This window comes from Shimia gijangensis (assembly GCF_900142085.1).
In the GTDB taxonomy this organism is placed as follows: domain Bacteria; phylum Pseudomonadota; class Alphaproteobacteria; order Rhodobacterales; family Rhodobacteraceae; genus Shimia; species Shimia gijangensis.
Genome location: NZ_FQZQ01000005.1, coordinates 74,817 through 95,638 on the forward strand (window position 1 = coordinate 74,817; position 20,822 = coordinate 95,638).

Here is a 20,822-nt window from a genome sequence, read left to right on the forward strand (position 1 = left end):
ACATGGATCGAGCTGACATCGTCAATCAGGCGTTTCGCGAAAATTTGGCCAAGGATGCGCTGCCTGCAGGGAACCCTGCCGGCGGCCCACTGGACGCCTCCGAGGCGGTGGCCATTTTTCGCGCCCAATGCCTGAGCCGTAACCTTGACCGCACGTCGCGAAAAATGCAGGCGGCGGGTCAGGGATATTACACCATCGGCTCATCCGGTCACGAAGGCATGGCGGCGGTTGCATCCGCCCTGCGCCCTGATGACATGGCCTTCCTGCACTACCGGGACGGCGCATTTCAAACCATGCGGTCTTCTCAGGTGCCTGGCACCACCGCCACGTGGGACATGTTGCTCAGCTTTGCGACCTCGACCGAAGACCCGATCTCGGGCGGGCGGCACAAGGTTCTGGGCTCCAGAGCGTTGTCCATTCCACCACAAACATCGACCATCGCCAGCCATCTGCCCAAGGCCGTTGGCGCGGCTTACTCAATCGGTCTGGCACGCCGTCACGCACCGGAACATCAGGTGCTGGCGGACGACAGCATCGTCATGTGTTCGTTTGGTGATGCGTCCTCGAACCACTCGACCGCTCAGGGCGCGATCAACACTGCCTGCTGGACATCGTTTCAATCGGTGCCCATGCCGCTCCTGTTTGTCTGCGAAGACAATGGGATCGGCATTTCCACCCGCACACCCAAGGGTTGGGTCGGAGAAAACTACCGGAACCGTCCGGGCCTGAAATACTTCCACGCCAATGGCCTGGACCTGTTTGACACCTACCGCGCTGCACGTGAGGCCGCCGAGTATGTGCGGACCCGCAAGAAACCCGCCTTCCTGCACCTCACTCTCGTGCGACTCTATGGCCACGCCGGATCGGACATGCAGCAGGTCTACCTGTCCAAAAAGATTTTTGAAGCCTGGGAAGCGGACGATCCCTTGCAGCATTCCGCCCGTCTGCTGATTGAAGCGGGTATTTTGAACGCCCAGCAAGCGCTCGAAATCTATGACGAAGCCGACAGGCAATGTACCCGCGTCGCGGCTGAGGTGGTCACCCGGCCTCGCCTGAAAACCGCCAAAGACGTGATGGCCAGCCTGATCCCGCCTGTCCGGGAATGCGCGCCGACCAATGGCCCGTCCGAAGAAGCACGACTTGCCACCTTTGGGTCTGATGCCAAGCAATTCGCTTCACCGCAGCCTATGTCACGCCTGTTAAACTGGGCGTTGACTGATTTGATGCTTGAGCACGAAGAGATAGCCATGATGGGCGAAGATGTGGGCCGCAAAGGGGGCGTTTATGGCGTGACCCAAAAGCTGGTCGACCGCTTTGGTCAGGACCGCATGATCGACACGCTTCTTGATGAGCAATCCATTCTTGGGCTGGCGATTGGCATGGCGCACAACGGCTTTGTGCCGATGCCGGAAATTCAGTTCCTCGCCTATCTGCACAATGCCGAAGACCAGATCCGCGGTGAAGCGGCCACGCTCAGCTTTTTCTCAAATGGCCAGTTCACCAATCCGATGGTGCTGCGCATCGCCGGTCTTGGATATCAAAAGGGCTTTGGCGGGCATTTTCACAATGACAACTCGCTGGGTGTCCTGCGTGATATCCCCGGTGTCATTGTCGCCTGCCCGTCGAATGGTGCAGACGGTGCAATGATGATGCGCGAGGCCGTAAGACTGGCGCGCGAAGAACAGCGTGTTGTGGTGTTTGTCGAACCAATCGCGCTTTATCCAATGCGCGATCTGCATGACGAAAAAGACGGTGGCTGGATGCGCACCTACCCATCGCCAGATAAACGTATTCCTCTGGGCGAAGTGGGTGTCTCGGGCGACGGTCCTTTGGCGATTTTGACTTATGGCAATGGCAACTACCTGAGCCATCAGGCAGCCAAACCCTTGGCCGAAGCTGGCATTGACACGCGGATTATCGACATCCGCTGGCTGGCGCCTTTGCCAGTCGAAGGTATCGTCGAAGCCCTTGATGGAGCCGAGAAAATCCTGATCGTGGATGAGTGTCGCACCTCCGGTAACGTATCCGAAGCGCTGATGGCGCTTGTGGCTGAAAACACCAATCTGCCGCATGCCCGTATTGCCGCCGAGGACAGCTTTATCGCAACCGGCCCGGCCTATGCCGCGACTATGCCATCGCGCGATAGCATCTTTGAAGCCGCAACAAACCTGTGGAACGCGTCATGAAACAAACCGCTGTTGTGATCGCGCCCGGACGCGGCACCTACAATAAGGCTGAACTGGGATATCTGGGTCAGCACCATTCGACGCGACACGCCCTGATCAGCGAGATGGACGCCTATCGCACCGCTCACGGCCAAAAAACCGTCACCGAACTGGATCAGGCTGCGCGATTCTCAGGCGCGCAACACACCCGCGGCGACAATGCCTCGCCGCTGATCTACGCCTGCGCCTACTCTGACTTCCTGTCGATTGACCGCGATCAGTTTGACATTGTCGGCGTTACAGGAAACTCGATGGGTTGGTACATTGCGCTGGCTTGTGCGGGCGCACTGGATGCGATGGGTGGGCTTGAGGTGGTCAACACCATGGGCACATTGATGCAGGAACATCTGATCGGCGGGCAGCTGATCTATCCATTCACGGACGAAAACTGGGTTCCAATTCCCGGCCAACGCGATGCCATCCTGTCTACCATGCGCGACATTGATGCCCTGCCCGATCATACATTGGACGTGTCGATTGACCTTGGCGGTATGCTGGTGCTTGCCGGTAACGAGGCCGGCCTCAGCGCATTTGAAAAGCGTATGCCACGCTTGCGTGAACGGTTTCCGATGCGCCTGCCCAATCACGCCGGTTTTCACACCGCGTTGCAAGACCCTGTGGCTGAACTGGGCCGAGCGGCGCTACCCCAATCGCTGTTTCAACAACCCACTCTGCCGCTGATTGATGGGCGCGGGGCCCTGTGGCACCCGAAAGCCACCGATCTGACAGCCTTGCGCGATTACACGCTGGGGCATCAGGTTGTGGCATCCTATGACCTCACTGCCGCCATTCGCACGGCTGCGCGCGAACTGATGCCGGATGTCTTTATTATTCTTGGGCCGGGTACGACCCTCGGCGGGGCTGTGGCGCAATCCCTGATATTGTCCGGCTGGCGGGGATGGTCTGACAAGGCCAGCTTCCAGGCATCCGAGGCCGAGACCAAACGATTGTTGTGGGGCACTCCTGAGCCCAAAGCCTAGTCGCCATTTCGATGAGAGCCGTCTACAATCCCTGACGCATTGCAAAATCCATGCGCCAGGGGACAAAAGACATGACGGAACACGCCAAACTGGACGATCTCTATGCCGCCCTGCCGCATGTGCTGGCCGCGCCCAAGACTGGCGCGCCAGTGCAAACTCTGTGCACGCGTCCCGGTTACAACAAACGGGTCTTCCCGGATCGTCTGAAACTGTCATCTTCGGGCGGTATCGAAGGCGACTTTGAAATGCGCAAACCCTGGCTAAAGCTCGAAGACGGCAGCGCTGATCCGCGCATTCAGGTCTCAATCCTGCCCTCTCGCATTCTCGATCTGGTCTGGCTGGATCGCGAAAACACCATTTACCCCGGCGATACGATTATCGCTGATCTGGACACCTCTTTGCACAATCTGCCCGCAGGCACCCTGCTCAAAATCGGCACTGCGGTGCTGCGCGTCTCTGATCTGTGGAACGAAGGCTGTGCCAAGTGGAAAGTCCGCTATGGCCGCGAAGCCTATGACTTTACCGCCCATCCCGACCACGAGGTTTTGCGCCTTCGCGGCATCCTGTGTTCCATCGAACAGGACGGCGAAATTGCCTTGGGTGATCTCATCGAACGCGTCGGCCCTTAAAAGGTTGGCGGCGTGCAAGCGCTGATCACCACGCATTTTTCTGGACCCACTTGGCGAAACCGATGCGGATTGCGGCTGTCAAAGTAATAGGCATCCCCCGGCCCCAGAACTTTGCGTTGCTCGCCAACAGTCACTTCAACCCGCCCCGACACCACAATGCCGCCCTCTTCGGCCTCGTGGCCATACAGCACCCGGCCCGTATCTGCGCCAATCTCATAGGTCTCGGACAAGATCATCATCGCCCGCCCATAAAGGTTGGTGCCCACCTGTTTCAGCGACAGCTTGCCCTTGCCAATCTCGGTCAGGTCCTCAGCGGCATAGAAAACTGTCTTTTCCCCTTCGGGTTCAAAGGCAAAAAACTCGGACATGCCGACCGGAATTCCTTCAAGAATACGCTTCAGCGCCCCCACCGACGGGTTCATTTTTCCCGCTTCAATCAGAGAGATGGTCGAATTTGTGACATCCGCTTTCTTGGCCAGGGCCCGCTGCGATAACCCTGCGTGTTCGCGCATCGCCCGCAGCCGCAACCCCACTTCCAAGGCATCCTGATCACCATTTGACATGTTTTCAATCCTCAACACTGGAGTATTGCTCTCAAATATATCAAGGACTTACCCAACGCAAGAAACAGCCTTTTTCGCCTTCGTGAAACCCGGTACTCTCTTTTTGATCAAAAACAGGGACCGACAGGGTCACCAATGTCGAAAGGACATGTCATGTCGAACGCAGAAATCTCGAAACGCCGCGACGCTGCCGTTGCCCAAGGCGTTGGAATGCAAACCCAAGTTTACGCCGAGCGCGCCCTAAACTCCGAAGTCTGGGACGTCGAAGGCAACCGCTATATCGACTTTGCCGCCGGAATCGCCGTGGTCAACACCGGCCATTGCCACCCCAAAGTTATGGGCGCGGTCCAGAAACAAGTGGGCAGCTTTACCCACACCTGCCATCAGGTTTTGCCTTATGAAAACTACATCCGTCTGGCCGAACGCCTGAACGACGTTGTTCCCGGTGATTTCGAAAAGAAGACGATCTTTGTGACCACCGGTGCCGAAGCCGTTGAAAACGCGATCAAAGTGGCGCGCGCTGCAACGGGCCGTCCGGCTGTCATCGCTTTTGGTGGCGGTTTTCATGGCCGCACATTCATGGGCATGTCCCTGACCGGCAAAGTGATGCCCTACAAAAAGGGTTTCGGCGCGATGATGCCGGATGTCTATCACGTCCCCTTCCCGGTTGAACTACACGGCACCTCCACAGACGAAGCCCTTGGCGCGCTGACCAAACTGTTCAAGGCCGATCTTGATCCAGAACGTGTGGCCGCGATCATCATCGAGCCTGTTCAGGGCGAAGGTGGTTTCTATCCGGCCCCGGCTGAGCTGATGCGCGGCCTGCGCGCGCTTTGCGACGAGCACGGCATCGTTCTGGTCGCTGACGAAGTGCAAACCGGTTTTGCCCGTACCGGCAACCTGTTTGCCATGGACGGCTATGACGTAAGCGCCGACATCACCACAATGGCCAAAGGTTTGGCTGGTGGTCTGCCGCTGGCAGCGGTCACAGGTCGCAAAGACCTGATGGACGCCGCCGCCCCCGGCGGTCTGGGCGGCACCTATGGCGGCAACCCTTTGGGGATTGCTGCGGCCAACGCCGTGCTGGACGTGATCGAAGAAGAAGACCTGTGCAACCGCGCCAACGAATTGGGCTCACGTCTGAAACAGCGTCTTGAATCGATCCGCCAGCGCACACCTGAAATCGTCGACATCCGCGGCCCCGGCTTCATGATTGCGGCTGAACTGAACACCGCAGACGGCAGTGCCCCCAACGCCGAGATGGCCAACGCCGTGCGCGCCGAGGCTTTGACCCGTGGTCTGGTTCTGCTGACATGTGGTGTTTACGGCAACGTCATCCGCTTCCTCGCGCCGATCACCATTCAGGACGAGATTTTTGCCGAAGCGATGGACATCCTCGAGGCTTCCATCGATGCGGTCAAAGCACGCGGCTAAGCATTTTATGACTGAGACAACGCCGGACCATAGTGTCCGGCGTTTTTTTGTGCCCTGTTCCGCTCTCAGGTCGGAGGGATGAGGACAAAATTGCCAACGTGCTGTTTTTTCAAGAATGCTTTTTGCGCTTCAACGATTTGGTGCAGCGGGAAAGTTTGCGCCAAAAGCGGTCTAATTTCCCCGCGCTCAATATACCCGATGAGATTGGGAAACACCGGTTCATCCCAGGCCGTACAGCCGATCATCGAGATATCCTTGAGATAGAATGTGCGCATGTCCAATTCGACAACCGGTCCCCCAATTGCACCGGACGACACAAACCGCCCTCCGCGTTTCAACACCTCGAGCATGGCCGGAAATTCGGGGCCTGCCACATTGTCGATCACCACATCCACCGCTTCTTTGCCAAGCACCTGCAGCACATCCTCGTTGCGATCAATCACCCGGTCCGCGCCAATGGCCATTACCTGATCCATTTTGCTGCCCCCCGCGATCGCCGTCACGGTGGCACCGCGCCGTTTGACCAGCTGCACCGCCGCCGATCCCACACCGCCAGAAGCCCCCGCAATCAACACATGATCACCGGCTTTCACACACGCCCGATGCACCATGTTTTCTGCCGTTCCATAGGCACACGGGATGGTGGCCAGTTCGACGTCACTCCAGTCACAGGTCACCGCAAAGACTTCGGATGCTGGCACTACGACATATTGAGCAAAAGCCCCGTCAAAATCCGACGCCATCCAGACATTGTCCATCGACTGATAGCCACTTTTTCGCATACACGCCCGCACCAACGCGCGTTCGCCGATGCGCTCAGCGCTCACATTCGTGCCCACCGCAACAACCTCGCCGCAGCAATCTGTACCTTGGATAAACGGAAACGGTGTGACGTCGTTCCACCCTCCGTCCGAAGCCTCAACATCCGATGTTTCTTCGGTCGACGACGACACACTGGCCGAATACCAACCCAGCCGCGTGTTGATTTCCGTGTTGTTGACCCCTGCCCCAAGCACCTTCAACAAAACCTCATCCGGCCCCGGTGACGGCACAGGCACATCACAATAGCGCAGCATGTCATAGTCGCCGTTCCCCATCGTCAGAACGGCCTTCATCGTGGCCTGACCTGTGGAAATCTCAAAACGTTTCGGGTCAAGTTTCATGGCATGGCTTTCGAACAGGACGGGATGTGAATGTTACGAGCGCACTATGGCTCGCCATCCGCCAGCAGCGCTGACAGTTGTTCTGCAGCCGTCTTGAGCGTCGGGACATATTTCTGCGCATCTTTCAAAGGCAACCGCTGTTCAGGGGCGTGAAACGACAGGGTCGACACTAGTCGACCATTGGCTTCCACAATCGGCACCGCAATCGCGATCATGCCTTCCATGAACTCACAGTTGTCGGCGGCGTAACCCAGCTCGCGCGCCTCTTTTACTTGACTGACCAAAACGTCCGGCGATGTAATCGTAGTTGGCGTTTTGGCTTCCAACGCTGTTGAGACGGCATAATTGCGCAGATGTCGCTGGTCGAGACTGCTGAGGTACATCTTGCCACTGGCGGTGCAATAAAACGGCACGCGCGTGCCCACGGGCAGCTGGATGCGCAGCGGCCACTTGGTTTCGACCCGATCCAGATACAGCATCGCATCCCGGTCTGGCAGGGCGATATTGCAGGTTTCCCCGATCTCATCCGCCAGCTTGTTCAGAATGGCGATACGGGCGGTCCGAATGCGCAGCGACGACAGGATACCTGCAGACACTTTGCGTAAACGAAGGCCGGGAGAGAACCCCCGGCCGTCAATTTCGCGTTGAATAAAGCCTTCGGTTTCCAGCGTGGTGAACAACCTGTGGATCGTGGGCTTGGGCAGGCCGAGTTTCAGGTTCACTTCTGTCGGAGTGACCGGAACCCCGGCTTCTGCCATCGCTTCCAGAACAAGAAGCAGACGAAGATTGGTTGGAATGGCGCCTTCTTTACCGTTTTCGTCTGTCATTCTTGCCTCGGATTAACGCTGTGTTTCCCCTTCTTACCCTGATGGGATCAGGATCGTCGAGAGCGCAGGTACCAATGCGACAATGATCCATACTGTCAGCAGGGCGAACAAATAGGGCACAGTGTATCGCAAAAGCCTGAAATACGGCACGCCCGTCACCCCTGAGGCGACATACAGGTTGAGCCCATAGGGCGGCGTAATAAAGCCGATCGAAGCCCCAACAAGGAAGATCACCCCAAACTGCACCGGCTCAACGCCAACCGAATGCGCAATCGGGGCCAGAATGGGCGCAAGGATGATCGTCACAGGAAGGCTTTCAAGAACCATACCAGCGACAAACACAATCGCCATCGATGTGAACAGCACCGCATAGTACCCCCCCATGCCGCGCACAAAGTCACCGATGATGGCTTGCGCACCCAGAACCGACAGGATCTGTTGCATCACAACAGACACTGCAATCAGCGGAGCCAGAATGCCTGCAATCTGCGCTGAGCGCATGGTGATCGACGGCAGCTCACGCGGGCTAAAGCCTTGAACAACCAGATATTCAGCCACACTGCGTTCGCGGAAATCATTGTCTTCCGAGGGTGAGCCCATCATCTTGTGAATGGGCAGGCTGAAAAAGCCGACGATGATACAGAACCCCACGGTCACACCCGCCGCCTCAGTCGGTGAGAACTTGCCGGTGTAAATGCCCCAAAGCACCAGACCGATGGCAAAAAAGCCGAGCCACGCGCCAACCGCGGTTTTGAACACGCGGTTGAACTCCAGCTTGATCAGATAGCCCCAGCCGTTGATGGTGCAGATGACAAAGGCCACCAGCATCATCGCGCCCACCATCATGGTGCCCGGAATAATCCCCGCGACGAACAGTTCAGAGATCGGCAGGTTCAACAAGAAGCCATAGACAATGAAGATGATAGAGGGCGGGATAATGATCCCGACCGTGCCGCCCGCCGCAGCGGTAGCTGCCGAGAAGCGCTCATCATAACCGCCTTTGACCATTTCGGGATGCAGCATTGAGCCAATGGTCGCCGTGGTAGCCGAGTTTGAGCCCGAGATCGCGGCGAACAACCCGCACGCCCCTAGGCTGGCCATCGCCAGACCGCCGCGCAGCCAACCAAGGCAGGCATAAGCAAAGTCCGACAAGCGTTTGGCAATCCCGGAACGGTTGATAAGGTCTCCGGTCAGGATGAACAGCGGCATTGCCAGCAGGGCAAAGCCATCCGTAAACACATCCGCCAGCGCCGAACCGGTGTTGATGAGAGGCAAGCCAAGCACAAGGCTCATGCCGATGACCCAATAGCCGATCACAAGGAAGACAGGCACGCCAAGCATAAACAGCATGGTCACGCCAATTGAAATAAGAGTGGTCCAGTTTCCGTCAGTCATGATCTTTTCCTCAATCTGCGCCGATGGCGACTGGCGCGATCAGAGTGTTACCTTCACGCAGGTTTTTCAGGTCCAAAAGCCAATTTTCCATGGCTCTTGCTGCGATCAGAATGAAGCTCAGCGGAACTGAAACAAGGAACCACCACTGCAGGATATTGTCGGTGCCCAGCATGATCTGAAAGTTGGCAGCCGAATTTGCCGCCACTTGTGTCGATGTCACAATGACAATCCACGAAAAGACCAGCCAAAGAACTGTGTCCAGCGTCAAACAGGCAAACTGCAACGGGCGCGGCATGTTCATTCGAAACTCTGCAAACGACAAATGCGTGCGCAGCTTGACGTTATAGGCACAGCCCGCCCAGGTCATAATCAGGAACAAAAAAGGTGGCAATGTGGTTGACCACGGGGCCTGCACATTCAAGACAAACCGCCGGAACACTTCGACAAAAATGATCGCGCCGATCAACAGATAGGTCGACACCATCACCGTGGATTCAAATTTGCGCTCGATCCAGGGAACATAGTGATACACGACGAGGAAAAGGGCCCCACCAAGAAACGTCACAATTGCCCCCAATACCCAAGCGGCGTTGGTCTTCAGGGACTCGCTGATCATCCAGGCATCGTTCGATAGAACGGCGCTGAACACCTCTGCGATTTCGTTTGCAATAGTCATGATCCGTCTCCTCCCTGAGACCGACAGTATCGAACTTCTAAAGTTTGCATAGAAAAACGGCGGCGAGGCGTGTCCCCCCGCCGCCGGTTCAAAACGTGATTAAGCTTTCCACCAGCGGCGGGGCTCCACGTTTTCAGGCTTCATATCTGCAGGCACTTCGCGCGCGACCCGGTGCAGTTCTGAATAGGTGTCAAGACCGCCTGCCCATTTGTTGATGCGGTCACGCCATTGTGCCCAAGGCTCTGGGTTATGCTCAGGTGAACACATTTCTTCGGCCATCTTGATCTGGTCATCCGCAAGGAATGCAGGGCGTACGTTATGTTCGTCAAACAATGTGCCCGGCATCACCGGATCCGAGAAACCAACGGTTTTGACCAAGGCGGCCTCGTTCGCGGCTTGCACGTGAACCTGCGCGAGATAGGACGATTCCATCACAGCGTCCTGAAGATCACCTCCAAGGCTATCAAACACTTTGGACGACATCGACGTGTGCTCGGTGCCGCAGAAGAATTTCAGGTCAACAGACTGAGACACAACTGGCGACATGTTGGCGTAACCAACCGCCGAGGCCCATGTTTCAGCACCATCAATCAGGCCGGTTTTCAGACCATCAAGGGTTTCTTCCCACGCAACTGGAACAGGGTTCAGGTTCAAAAGCTGCATCGCAATGCGACCCAACTGAGTGCCCGTCACACGGTTCTTTGTACCAAACAGCTCTTCAAGTTTGGTTACTGTCGGTTTGTCCTGGAAAGTTGATCCCATTTGCAGGCCGCGCAGTTCGCAGTGGCTGAACAGGAACTTCAACCCGTGACGCTTTTCAAGCGGGTCACGCAGAATCGCGTTCGATTCAGGACTATAGAGGAAGTGATACTGCGACGCCCGGCCCGGGAACACATAAGCATAGTCCAGAACGTTCAGATAGGGCGCGCCGCCTGCTGAGTTCTGGGTCGATGCTGCATAGATGTCGATAATGCCGTTCTGTGTTTTCTCAACACAAGACAGCTGACCACATATCTGATTGTCGCCGATGAACTCCACGCGGATTTCACCATCTGTACGTGATTCCAGATCGCGGGCGAATTCCAATGCTCCGGCCCGCTCAATGAGCAGGTTACGGGCGTTAAAACCAGATGCGCCAAACTTCAGGGTGAATTTGGCCTCTTTCTTAAAGCGCTTGTCGTAGGTCGATTCGGCTGCCGCAGCGAGCGACGGCAGTGACACCATTCCCCCCAAAGATCCCGCTGCCAGCAGCGTAGACGACATACCATAACGCCCTGCGAGCCTAAAAAGGTCGCGGCGGGAAATCCCGCTGAGCTTGTCCGTAACTTTCATGAACTTCTCCTCCGTGTTGTTCAAATAATTCAATTTTTGAGACTTGCAGTATCATTTTTAATGACTTATTGCTGTTGACGCAAGGAAAACTTGCAACGACGCAATAATGTTTCGCGGAGGAACCAGAAAATGCAGGAAAAAAAGGCCGATTACATCGTCGTGGGTGGCGGCTCAGCCGGATGCGTTTTGGCGAATCGCCTGAGCAAGGACCCCACCGTGAAGGTGATTCTGCTTGAGGCTGGACCGCGAGACTGGAACCCGTGGATCCACGTGCCGGTTGGGTATTTCAAAACGATGCACAACCCGTCGGTGGACTGGTGCTACCGGACCGAGCCCGATCCCGGATTGAACGGCCGCGCGATTGATTGGCCCCGCGGTAAAGTGCTTGGCGGCTCTTCTTCTTTGAACGGCCTTCTTTATGTACGTGGGCATCAGGCAGACTATGATCGCTGGCGTCAGATGGGCAATGAAGGCTGGGGCTGGGACGATGTTCTGCCTCTGTTCAAACGCTCAGAACAGCAAGAACGCGGCGCGGATGACTATCACGGCACCGACGGCGAATTGTCTGTGTCTAACATGCGCCTGCAACGCCCGATCTGTGACGCATGGGTCGCCGCCGCTCAGGCCGCAGGCTATCCCTATAACCCCGACTACAACGGGTCCGAGCAAGAGGGCGTTGGCTATTTCCAACTGACCACCCGCAATGGTCGCCGCTGTTCCTCTGCAGTGGCCTTTCTTAACCCCGCCCGCAAACGCCCCAACCTCGAGATTATCACCAAGGCCTTGGTAAATCGCGTTGTGATCGCAGACGGGCGCGCCACCGGCGTGGCTTATCTGGACGGGTCGGGCAAAGAACAGATCGTACAATGCACGCGCGAAGTGGTCCTGTCCTCTGGCGCACTTGGGTCCCCCCAAATCCTGATGATGTCTGGTATTGGCGAGGCCGAGCAGCTGAAAGAACATGGCATTGACGTGGTCGCCGACTTGCCCGCTGTCGGCAAAAACATGCAGGATCACCTGCAGGCGCGTTTGGTCTTCAAATGCAATGAACCGACCCTGAACGACGAAGTCCGCAGCCTGTTGAATCAGGCCAAGATCGCCGCCAAATACGCCATGTTTCGCGCAGGCCCGATGACCATGGCCGCAAGTCTCGCGGTTGGGTTCATGAAAACCGGACCCCATGTGGAAACGCCTGATATTCAGTTCCACGTCCAACCGTGGTCCGCGGATTCTCCGGGCGAGGGCGTGCACCCCTATTCGGCCTTTACCATGTCGGTGTGTCAGTTGCGCCCCGAAAGCCGCGGCGAGCTACGCCTTGCCAGTTCTGATCCGCGTGACAAGATTAAGATTCATCCCAATTATCTGTCGACCGATCTTGATTGCCGCACCATCGTCGAAGGCGTCAAAATCGCTCGCAAGATTGCGCGCCACGCACCTCTGGCGTCCAAAATCTCGGAAGAATTCCGCCCCACCAAAGATCTCGATATGGACGACTACGAAGGCACGCTGGACTGGGCGCGCAACTATTCGTCGTCGATCTACCATCCTACAGGCACCTGCAAGATGGGCCAGGGCCCAAATACCGTGGTCGATTCTCGCCTGCGCGTGCATGGTATTCGCGGCTTGCGTGTCGCCGATTGTGCGATCATGCCCGAGATCGTCAGCGGCAATACCAATGCCCCTGCCATCATGATCGGCGAGAAGGCCAGCGACCTGATGATCGAGGATCGCGCCCACCCAATCTGACCACGTTCCACATTGGACTTAACAGGGCCGTGTGAGTGGCCCTACCCCTATTTCCCCACGCTTTTATGCGTTCCTTTAACCATCCCACCGCACGTGGGGTTTCGGAGACTTAAACCCATGAAAATGACCACCGAAGAAGCCTTTGTAAAAGTGCTGCAAATGCACGGTATCGATAACGCTTTTGGGATTATCGGATCGGCCATGATGCCGATTTCTGATCTGTTCCCAGCTGCTGGCATCAAATTCTTTGACTGTGCCCACGAATGTAACGCAGGCATGATGGCCGACGGGTTCACCCGCGCCTCTGGCAACATGTCGATGATGGTTGCCCAAAACGGCCCCGGCATCACCAGCCTCGTCACGCCAATCAAGACCGCCTATTGGAACCACACACCGCTGTTGGTTGTGACGCCCCAAGCGGCCAACAAAACCATTGGCCAAGGCGGCTTTCAGGAAGTCGAGCAAATGGCGCTTCTGGAAGACATGGTCGCTTATCAGGAAGAGGTCCGCGATCCCTCGCGGATGGCCGAAGTCCTCAACCGTGTGATCCTGCAAGCCAAACGCGCCAGCGCACCGGCCCAGATTAACATCCCGCGCGACTACTGGACCCAAGTCATCGACATCGACCTGCCTGCCGTGGTTGAATTTGAACGCCCCTCGGGTGGTGAACAGGCCGTGGCCGAAGCCGCCAAACTTTTGTCAGGCGCGAAAAACCCTGTCATTCTGAACGGCGCTGGTGTGGTTCTGGCAGACGCCATCGACGACGCCAAAGCACTGGCCGAACGTCTGGATGCACCTGTCTGCGTGGGCTATCAGCACAATGACGCTTTCCCCGGCTCGCATCCCCTGTTCGCAGGCCCCTTGGGTTACAACGGTTCCAAGGCGGGTATGGAGTTGATTTCGAAAGCCGACGTTGTTCTGGCTTTGGGCACTCGTCTGAACCCATTCTCAACCCTGCCCGGCTATGGCATTGACTACTGGCCTGCGGATGCGAAAATCATTCAGGTCGACATTAACCCAGACCGCATTGGCCTGACCAAACCAGTTTCGGTCGGCATCGTTGGTGACGCCAAGAAAGTGGCCCAGGGCATTCTGGCGCAACTGTCCGAAACTGCCGGAGACGCCGGTCGTCAGGAACGCAAAGAGCGTATCGCCACCACCAAATCGGCATGGGCGCAGGAACTGACGTCGATGGATCACGAAGACGACGATCCGGGCACAACCTGGAACGAACGTGCGCGGGGTCGTGAACCACAAAAGATGAGCCCCCGCATGGCGTGGCGCGCAATCCAGTCGGCTCTGCCCAAGGATGCGATCATCTCGTCCGACATCGGCAACAACTGTGCGATCGGCAACGCCTACCCAACCTTTGACGACACTCGCAAATATCTCGCTCCGGGCCTGTTTGGCCCTTGTGGTTACGGCTTTCCGGCGATCTGTGGCGCGAAAATCGCCTGCCCAGACACACCAGTGGTCGGCTTTGCCGGAGACGGTGCTTTCGGTATCTCGATGAACGAAATGGTGTCGGTCAACCGTGACGACTGGCCTGCGGTCACTATGGTGATCTTCCGCAACTACCAGTGGGGTGCGGAAAAGCGTAACACCACGCTCTGGTTCGAAGACAACTTTGTCGGCACTGAACTGTCCACCGAAGTCAGCTATGCTGGCATCGCGCGCGCTTGCGGCGTCGAAGGCATCGCCGTGACCACCATGGAAGAGCTGACAGACGAGCTGGACAAGGCTGTCACCCGTCAGATGAAAGAGGGCAAAACCACCTTCATTGAAATCCTGCTCAATCAGGAACTGGGTGAGCCCTTCCGTCGTGATGCCATGAAGAAACCTGTCTCTGTGGCGGGTATCAATGCGGCTGACATGCGCAAGCGGTCTGCCTAAACACTTTCCTCGCCGGGGCGGCAACGCCCCGGTTTCCTGCGCTCTCCCCGTTTCATTCTTCCCTCTGGGGGAGCGCAACAAAAACAAAGGTACGCCCCATGCAGGCAACAGCATCAAAATACTCACTGGCCGGTCTCAACGACTTTTTCAAGACCAACGGACAGGGGTTCCTGGTGTCCGTCGTGGTGGCCGCCGCTGCACAATTCCTGTCTGAACACTATGGTGCTCCGGCCATGCTGATGGCCCTGTTGCTGGGCATTGCCTTTCACTTTCTGGCCGAAGAAGGTGTCTGCAAGCCGGGCATCGAATTTACCGCCCGCACTGTTCTGCGGCTGGGCGTCGCCCTTCTGGGTGCCCGGATCAGTGTCGAGTTGATGATTGGTCTTGGCCCAAAGCTGATTGCGGTTGTTGTACTGGGCGTCGTTGCGACGATCCTGTTTGGCCTTGCCGGTGCCCGCCTTTTGGGACGCGGCTGGCGTTTTGGTCTGTTGACCGGTGGCTCGGTCGCGATCTGCGGGGCCTCGGCCGCGATGGCCATTTCCGCTGTGCTGCCCAAAAACGAACACTCTGAACGCAACCTGATTTTTACAGTTCTGTCGGTGACCGTGCTGTCGACATTGGCGATGATTGTCTACCCAATGCTGACCGAAGTCTTTGATTTCAATGACGAAGTGTCCGGCGTTTTCCTTGGCGGTACAATCCATGATGTGGCGCAGGTTGTGGGCGCGGGCTTTTCTGTCTCCGACCAGACCGGCGAAGTGGCCACATTGGTGAAACTGATCCGGGTGGCCATGCTCGCCCCTGTGGTGCTGGTGATTTCGATCATGGTGCGCAGCCATATGTCTGACGAAGACAAAGGCGCCAAACGCCCCCCTATCCTGCCGACATTTGTCATCGGCTTTTTGATTTTCGCGACCCTGAACTCCATGGGCCTGATCCCGGCTGTTGTGGTTGATGCCATGTCGAGCCTGTCGCGTTGGGCGCTTTTGGTGTCTATCGCTGCGGTGGGTATGAAGACCTCGCTCAAACGCATTCTGGACGTTGGTGGCCAGGCGATTTTGCTGATCGTGTTTGAAACCATCTTCATCGCCGTATTTGTGCTGATCGGGGTCGCCCTTTTGGGCCACTAAAGAGGAACTGCTAACATGACACCTTTGGAGAACCTGCATCACAAAGCGGCCCGGGCGCAAAAAACCATCGTGCTGAGCGAAGGCACCGATCCGCGCGTCGTAGAGGCCGCGATCGAGGCCGATCGCCTGGGGCTGGCCCGGATCATTCTGGTGGGCGATGACGTCACCGTGCGGTTGCAGTTTTCGCTGGCCCAGACCGAACTCGCCGAGAGCATCGAGATCCATGACCCGGCGACCTCGCCCTATCTTGATGAGTTGGCGTTGGAGTTTTACGAGTTGCGCAAGCACAAAGGCGTGTCGCTTGAACATGCCCTGAGAGCGGTTGCACAACCGCATGTTTATGCGGCTCTTTTGGTGCGTAAAGGCTATGCCGATGGCACTGTTGGCGGGGCGATCACGACAACTGCCGACATTGTGCGTGCCGCCATTCAGGTGATCGGGTCCAAACCCGGCTCGCGACTGATCTCAAGCTTTTTTCTAATGATCATGGATCAACCGCATCACCCAAAACAGGACGCGGTTGTGTTTGCCGATTGTGGGCTTGTGGTTGATCCCAACGCCAGCGAGATGGCCGCCATCGCGGTTGCCTCGGCAGCCTCTTATGCGGCGCTTCTTGGCGCAGAGCCCAAAGTCGCGATGCTGTCGTTTTCAACCAAAGGCAGTGCGGCACACCCTGCCGTCGACAAGGTTGCTGAGGCCACAGCCCTCGCTCAAGAAGCCGCGCCCGAGGTGATGATTGACGGGGAATTGCAGTTTGATGCGGCTTTTGTGCCCTCGGTGGCCGCCGCCAAGGCCGCCACATCCCCGCTGAAAGGAGACGCCAACATCTTTGTGTTTCCCAATCTGGACAGCGGCAACATCGCCTACAAAATCGCCCAGCGCATCGGCGGTGCTACCGCGATTGGCCCGATCCTTCAGGGCCTCGCCAAACCCGCCAACGATCTGTCGCGGGGCTGCTCGGCCAAAGACATCGTACATATGATCGCAGTGACTGCGGCGCAGGCCCAAGGGTAACCCCCAAGCCCAACAGCCGCATCACTTCAAGGATCGCGCCAGAAACTCTTTGGTCTCGGGATGTTTTGGCGCGCCGAACAAGGTCTCGGGTGATCCTTCTTCAAGGATGCGGCCATCTTTCAGGAAACACACTTTGTCCGCGGCCTCGCGGGCGAACCCCATCTCATGGGTGGCCAGAACCATTGTCATGCCGGATTCTTTCAGCAAACGAAGCACATCCAGCACCTCTCCGACCAACTGCGGATCAAGCGCCGAGGTGATCTCGTCAAACAGCATCACTTCGGGCTTCATCGCCAACGCGCGCACAATCGCAACACGCTGTTGTTGGCCACCAGACAGCTGATCGGGGTAATGCTCCATCCGGTCGGCCAATCCGAACCGTGTAAACAACTCGGCGATTTCAGGTCTCAGCTCTTCCCGGGATTTGCCATACACCCGTCGTGGCGCCAGCATCACGTTTTCCATCGCCGTCATATGCGGGAACAGATTGTAACTCTGGAACACCATTCCGATTCTGCGGCGGACCGGCTGAGGGTTCAGCCCCGGCACAGAAATATCAACGCCGTCCAGAAAAATTTCGCCGTCTTCAATCGGCTCAAGCAGGTTCACACAGCGCAATACTGTCGACTTCCCCGCTCCGGATGCGCCAATCAGGCAGACCATCTGTCCCTCTTCGACCTCCAGATCAATGCCATCGCAGACCGTGTTTTCGCCAAACCGTTTGACCACACCGCGCAAAGAAAGCTTCGCCATCAGCTGCGCTCCTTGTTCTGTTTGGCCAAAAGGTAATCGGCATAACGTGTCGCCGGCACAGTGACGGCCAAAAAGATCAGCGCAGCCCCCACATAGGGGGTGAAATTCGCCATCAGAGATTTGAACACCCCTGCCTGACGGAAAATCTCAACCGGGCCAATAAAGCTCAGCAAAGCCACGTCTTTTTGCAGGGCGATAAACATGTTCATCTGTGATGGGATCACCTGGCGAATGGCCTGAGGCAGGATCACAAATCGCATGGTGTCACCGTCCGTCAGCCCCAAAGACTGTGCTGCCGAACGCTGGCTTTTGTGCACCGCCTCAATCCCCGAACGAAAAATCTCGGCGACATAGGCCGAATAGGTCAGGATCAACGCCAAAGACCCCCAGATATAGGGGGAATTGAACGGTCTCGGCAGGCCCAGACCCGGAATGCCAAACCCAATCAGGTAAACCGTCAAAACCACCGGCACGCCACGGAATATATCCGTGTAAAATGCCCCAAAGATGCGCAATGGGAACAACGCCGGGCTTTGAACGTCCCGGGCAAGCGCAATCAACAACCCCAAGGCTGTGATCGCCGGGGCGCACCACACAAAGATCATCACATCAATCAGGAAAGCGTCGAGCAGTTTTGGAAAGGTCTCAACAAACACTTCTCTGTTGAAAAAACTGGCCTTAACCTTTTCCCAACCGGGGGCCAGAGGCACCAGAACAACAACCGCAAGAAAAGCAAAAACAGTGCTGGTCCCTGCAATGAGCAAAGACCGGCGCCGTAACTTCTCTTCGTAAATCTGGCGGCGGGTTTTCCCCGCCGCGTCATCCTTTTTCATATTAGTCAATCAGCGGCACGCCGGTGGTTTCCTGCAGCCACTCGGCCTCGATTCCGGCCAGTTCACCGCTTTCGGCAAGCGCATTGATCGCCTCATTGACACAAGCCTTCAGCGGATTGCCTTCTTCCATCAACATGCCGAACTGGTCAGGGTTTTCCGTGCGATCTGCCGGGAACTGACCCAAAAGTTTAGAGCCTTCCACAACCACCGCGCTGAGATACAGCGCCGTCGGCAAATCGAACATGGCCGCATCAATCTGTCCCGCCTGCATCGCTGCTGCGACATCCGCAGTATCAGCGTAAAGCATCGGATCTTTGTTGGGCTGAATGATCGCTGTCAGCATTGGCACGGCCGTGGTTGTACCCACGCCACCCCAGATCAGATCACGCAATGCTTCGACCGAAGCCTCAGTTTCTGCCGCGTTGGCGGCCACCATGACCGCCATCGGGGCCGAGTAGTAAGGGACTGAAAAATCTACGACTTTTTCACGCGCTTCGGTGATCGAAAATTGCTGCATGTTGAAGTCAAAGCTTTTGGGACCGGGTTGAATGGCCTCGTCAAACGACGACCGCACCCAGATCACGTCTGCAGCTTCGAACCCCATCTTTGAGGCAACAGCATAGGCCACGGCAGGTTCAAATCCATTGCCGCTTTCTGGGGCGTTGTCCATGACCCAAGGGTAATAGGCCGGGTTGCCGGTGGCGATAGTCAACTTGCCATCGGTTAGGGTTTTTCCATCCGCACAATGGCTTCCCGCCATGGCTGCGGTCGTCGAAACGGCCAGTGCAATTGCTGCCAGTGATACTCTTTTTGACATCCCTCAGGTCCTTTATCCGGTGAAAAACTTCTGCTCAACGTTATGAATAGCACACCCAAAGAGTCCAGAGCGCTTGCACCGTTCGCTGAAGAAAAAGGCGTTGCGAATTGCCACGCCTCGCACCGCTGAGACCCTCAGCTTTGTAATAGGGCCGTAACCGCGCGGGACACCGCCGCCTCAGTCAAGGAAAGGTCTTCGTCAACCAACGCCAAAGACGGATACATCTTGCCCGGTGATTTGAATACGCCATTGCGGCGCAACACGTTGTTATAAATCACGTTTCTTTCGGGAGACTGGTGTTTGGCACTGCGGTAATCGACACAAGCCTGATCGGTGAAGAAAATGTCAAACAAAGTAAGGTCTCCGCAAATCTGATGCGCAATGCCAGCCTTTGATAAGGCATTGCTTTGCATATCCTGCAATCGGCGGCCCAGTGCGCGCAACCTGTCATAGGCCCCGTCCCGGCGCAGAACCTCCATGGTTTTCAAACCCGCCGCCGAAGCCACCGGATTGCCCGACAACGTGCCCAGCTGCATCAGCCATTTGTCAGCACCCACACGGCCCTTGTCAAAATGCTGCATGATCTCGGCACTTGCGCCAAGGGCCGCCAAAGGAAATCCGCCGCCAATGATTTTACCCAGCGTGCAAATGTCCGGCACCACACCATAGCGTTCCTGCGCGCCGCCATAAGCCAGCCGAAATCCGGTGACAATCTCGTCAAAGATCAACAACACCCCGTGTTTGTCACACAACGCCCGCAAACCCTCCAGAAAACCCGGCACTGCGGGGATGATCCGCTGCAGGGGTTCCACGATGATGGCTGCGATATCGGGGTGTTCATCCATCAAAGACGCCACCGCCTCAAGGTCATTGAACGGCGCGATCACCATCTGATCGGCGACTCCCTGCGGAATGCCCGCGCTGTCAGGAACGGCCTGCGGGAAATTCACCTGCCGTTCTGGCGCAAGGCTCATCTGTGCCTCGGCGCTCATGCCGTGATAGCCGCCTTCAAACTTCAGAATTTTGTCACGCCCCGTAAAGGCGCGCGCCAGCCGGATCGCGTACATATCCGCCTCGCCGCCCGAAGCGACAAACCGCACCTGTTCACAACAGGGCACCGCCGCGCAGATCGCCTCGGCCAGCTCTATTCCTTTGGTATTGTTGGCAAAAAACGTCATACCTTTGGGCAGCTGCTGCAGCACCGCTTCCATCACTTCCGGATGCCCATGCCCCAACAACATTGGCCCTGACCCAATCAGGTAGTCGACATACTCAATGCCATCTTCGTCCCACACGCGGCTGCCCTGCCCCTGTGCAATGATGATGCCGGGGTCAAAATTGCCGAACCCGCCCGCAGGCAGAACCTCGCGGGCGCGGGTGATCCATTCGTCCTGAGTGCCAATCTTCTGCAT

The 20,822-nt window shown here is 56.9% G+C and carries 18 protein-coding genes; 8 read left to right on the forward strand and 10 right to left on the reverse strand.

Annotated features, from left to right (window positions below):
• Positions 1-2 precede the first annotated feature (2 nt).
• The 3 genes from BUC32_RS05995 (at position 3) to BUC32_RS06005 (ending at position 3,834) form a co-directional block, all read left to right on the forward strand.
• Positions 3-2,186: a thiamine pyrophosphate-dependent enzyme gene (locus BUC32_RS05995; RefSeq protein WP_073250672.1), complete on the forward strand. Its 2,184-nt coding sequence runs from the start codon at positions 3-5 to the stop codon at positions 2,184-2,186.
• Complete coding sequence (locus tag BUC32_RS06000; protein WP_073250674.1) at positions 2,183-3,205, forward strand: ACP S-malonyltransferase; 1,023 nt, start codon at positions 2,183-2,185, stop codon at positions 3,203-3,205. Before BUC32_RS05995 ends, BUC32_RS06000 begins: the two co-directional genes overlap by 4 nt.
• 71 nt (positions 3,206-3,276) lie before the next feature.
• Positions 3,277-3,834 (forward strand): hypothetical protein, encoded by a 558-nt coding sequence (locus BUC32_RS06005; protein ID WP_073250896.1) that lies wholly within the window; start codon positions 3,277-3,279, stop codon positions 3,832-3,834.
• Here BUC32_RS06005 and BUC32_RS06010 read toward each other — a convergent pair.
• Positions 3,831-4,397, reverse strand: a complete 567-nt coding sequence (locus tag BUC32_RS06010; protein ID WP_073250676.1) for a cupin domain-containing protein — start codon at positions 4,395-4,397, stop codon at positions 3,831-3,833. The genes BUC32_RS06005 and BUC32_RS06010 overlap by 4 nt on opposite strands.
• Positions 4,398-4,550: 153 nt before the next feature.
• On the opposite strand from BUC32_RS06010, the gene BUC32_RS06015 reads away from it, so the two are divergent.
• Positions 4,551-5,831: a 4-aminobutyrate--2-oxoglutarate transaminase gene (locus BUC32_RS06015; RefSeq protein WP_073250898.1), complete on the forward strand. Its 1,281-nt coding sequence runs from the start codon at positions 4,551-4,553 to the stop codon at positions 5,829-5,831.
• A 65-nt stretch (positions 5,832-5,896) separates the two neighbouring features.
• On the opposite strand, the gene BUC32_RS06020 is transcribed toward BUC32_RS06015, so the two are convergent.
• The 5 genes from BUC32_RS06020 to BUC32_RS06040 all read right to left on the reverse strand — a co-directional run bounded on the left by BUC32_RS06020 (position 5,897) and on the right by BUC32_RS06040 (position 11,224).
• Entirely contained in the window at positions 5,897-6,994 is a 1,098-nt protein-coding gene (locus tag BUC32_RS06020; protein ID WP_073250678.1) for an alcohol dehydrogenase family protein, read from the reverse strand.
• Between the two features lie 44 nt (positions 6,995-7,038).
• Positions 7,039-7,821 (reverse strand): IclR family transcriptional regulator, encoded by a 783-nt coding sequence (locus tag BUC32_RS06025; protein WP_073250680.1) that lies wholly within the window; start codon positions 7,819-7,821, stop codon positions 7,039-7,041.
• A gap of 33 nt (positions 7,822-7,854) precedes the next feature.
• Positions 7,855-9,216: a TRAP transporter large permease gene (locus BUC32_RS06030; protein WP_073250682.1), complete on the reverse strand. Its 1,362-nt coding sequence runs from the start codon at positions 9,214-9,216 to the stop codon at positions 7,855-7,857.
• A gap of 10 nt (positions 9,217-9,226) precedes the next feature.
• On the reverse strand, positions 9,227-9,892 hold the full coding sequence (locus BUC32_RS06035; RefSeq protein WP_073250685.1) for a TRAP transporter small permease: 666 nt from the start codon (positions 9,890-9,892) through the stop codon (positions 9,227-9,229).
• Positions 9,893-9,991: 99 nt separating this feature from the next.
• Positions 9,992-11,224 (reverse strand): TRAP transporter substrate-binding protein, encoded by a 1,233-nt coding sequence (locus BUC32_RS06040; RefSeq protein ID WP_073250687.1) that lies wholly within the window; start codon positions 11,222-11,224, stop codon positions 9,992-9,994.
• 129 nt (positions 11,225-11,353) lie between these two features.
• On the opposite strand from BUC32_RS06040, the gene BUC32_RS06045 reads away from it, so the two are divergent.
• The 4 genes from BUC32_RS06045 (at position 11,354) to pta (ending at position 17,007) form a co-directional block, all read left to right on the forward strand.
• Complete coding sequence (locus BUC32_RS06045; protein WP_073250689.1) at positions 11,354-12,970, forward strand: GMC family oxidoreductase; 1,617 nt, start codon at positions 11,354-11,356, stop codon at positions 12,968-12,970.
• 117 nt (positions 12,971-13,087) lie between these two features.
• Positions 13,088-14,863 carry a sulfoacetaldehyde acetyltransferase gene (xsc, locus tag BUC32_RS06050; protein WP_073250690.1) on the forward strand — a complete coding sequence of 592 codons (1,776 nt, stop codon included), beginning with the start codon at positions 13,088-13,090 and terminating at the stop codon, positions 14,861-14,863.
• Between the two features lie 98 nt (positions 14,864-14,961).
• Complete coding sequence (locus tag BUC32_RS06055; RefSeq protein WP_073250692.1) at positions 14,962-15,993, forward strand: YeiH family protein; 1,032 nt, start codon at positions 14,962-14,964, stop codon at positions 15,991-15,993.
• A 15-nt stretch (positions 15,994-16,008) separates the two neighbouring features.
• Positions 16,009-17,007 carry a phosphate acetyltransferase gene (gene pta, locus BUC32_RS06060; RefSeq protein WP_073250694.1) on the forward strand — a complete coding sequence of 333 codons (999 nt, stop codon included), beginning with the start codon at positions 16,009-16,011 and terminating at the stop codon, positions 17,005-17,007.
• 21 nt (positions 17,008-17,028) lie between these two features.
• On the opposite strand, the gene BUC32_RS06065 is transcribed toward pta, so the two are convergent.
• The 4 genes from BUC32_RS06065 to BUC32_RS06080 all read right to left on the reverse strand — a co-directional run bounded on the left by BUC32_RS06065 (position 17,029) and on the right by BUC32_RS06080 (position 20,822).
• Positions 17,029-17,760: an amino acid ABC transporter ATP-binding protein gene (locus BUC32_RS06065; protein ID WP_073250696.1), complete on the reverse strand. Its 732-nt coding sequence runs from the start codon at positions 17,758-17,760 to the stop codon at positions 17,029-17,031.
• On the reverse strand, positions 17,760-18,593 hold the full coding sequence (locus BUC32_RS06070; protein ID WP_073250698.1) for an amino acid ABC transporter permease: 834 nt from the start codon (positions 18,591-18,593) through the stop codon (positions 17,760-17,762). The genes BUC32_RS06065 and BUC32_RS06070 overlap by 1 nt, the downstream gene beginning before the upstream one ends.
• A gap of 1 nt (position 18,594) precedes the next feature.
• Positions 18,595-19,410: an ABC transporter substrate-binding protein gene (locus tag BUC32_RS06075; RefSeq protein WP_073250700.1), complete on the reverse strand. Its 816-nt coding sequence runs from the start codon at positions 19,408-19,410 to the stop codon at positions 18,595-18,597.
• Positions 19,411-19,544: 134 nt separating this feature from the next.
• Positions 19,545-20,822, reverse strand: a complete 1,278-nt coding sequence (locus BUC32_RS06080) for an aspartate aminotransferase family protein (protein ID WP_073250702.1) — start codon at positions 20,820-20,822, stop codon at positions 19,545-19,547.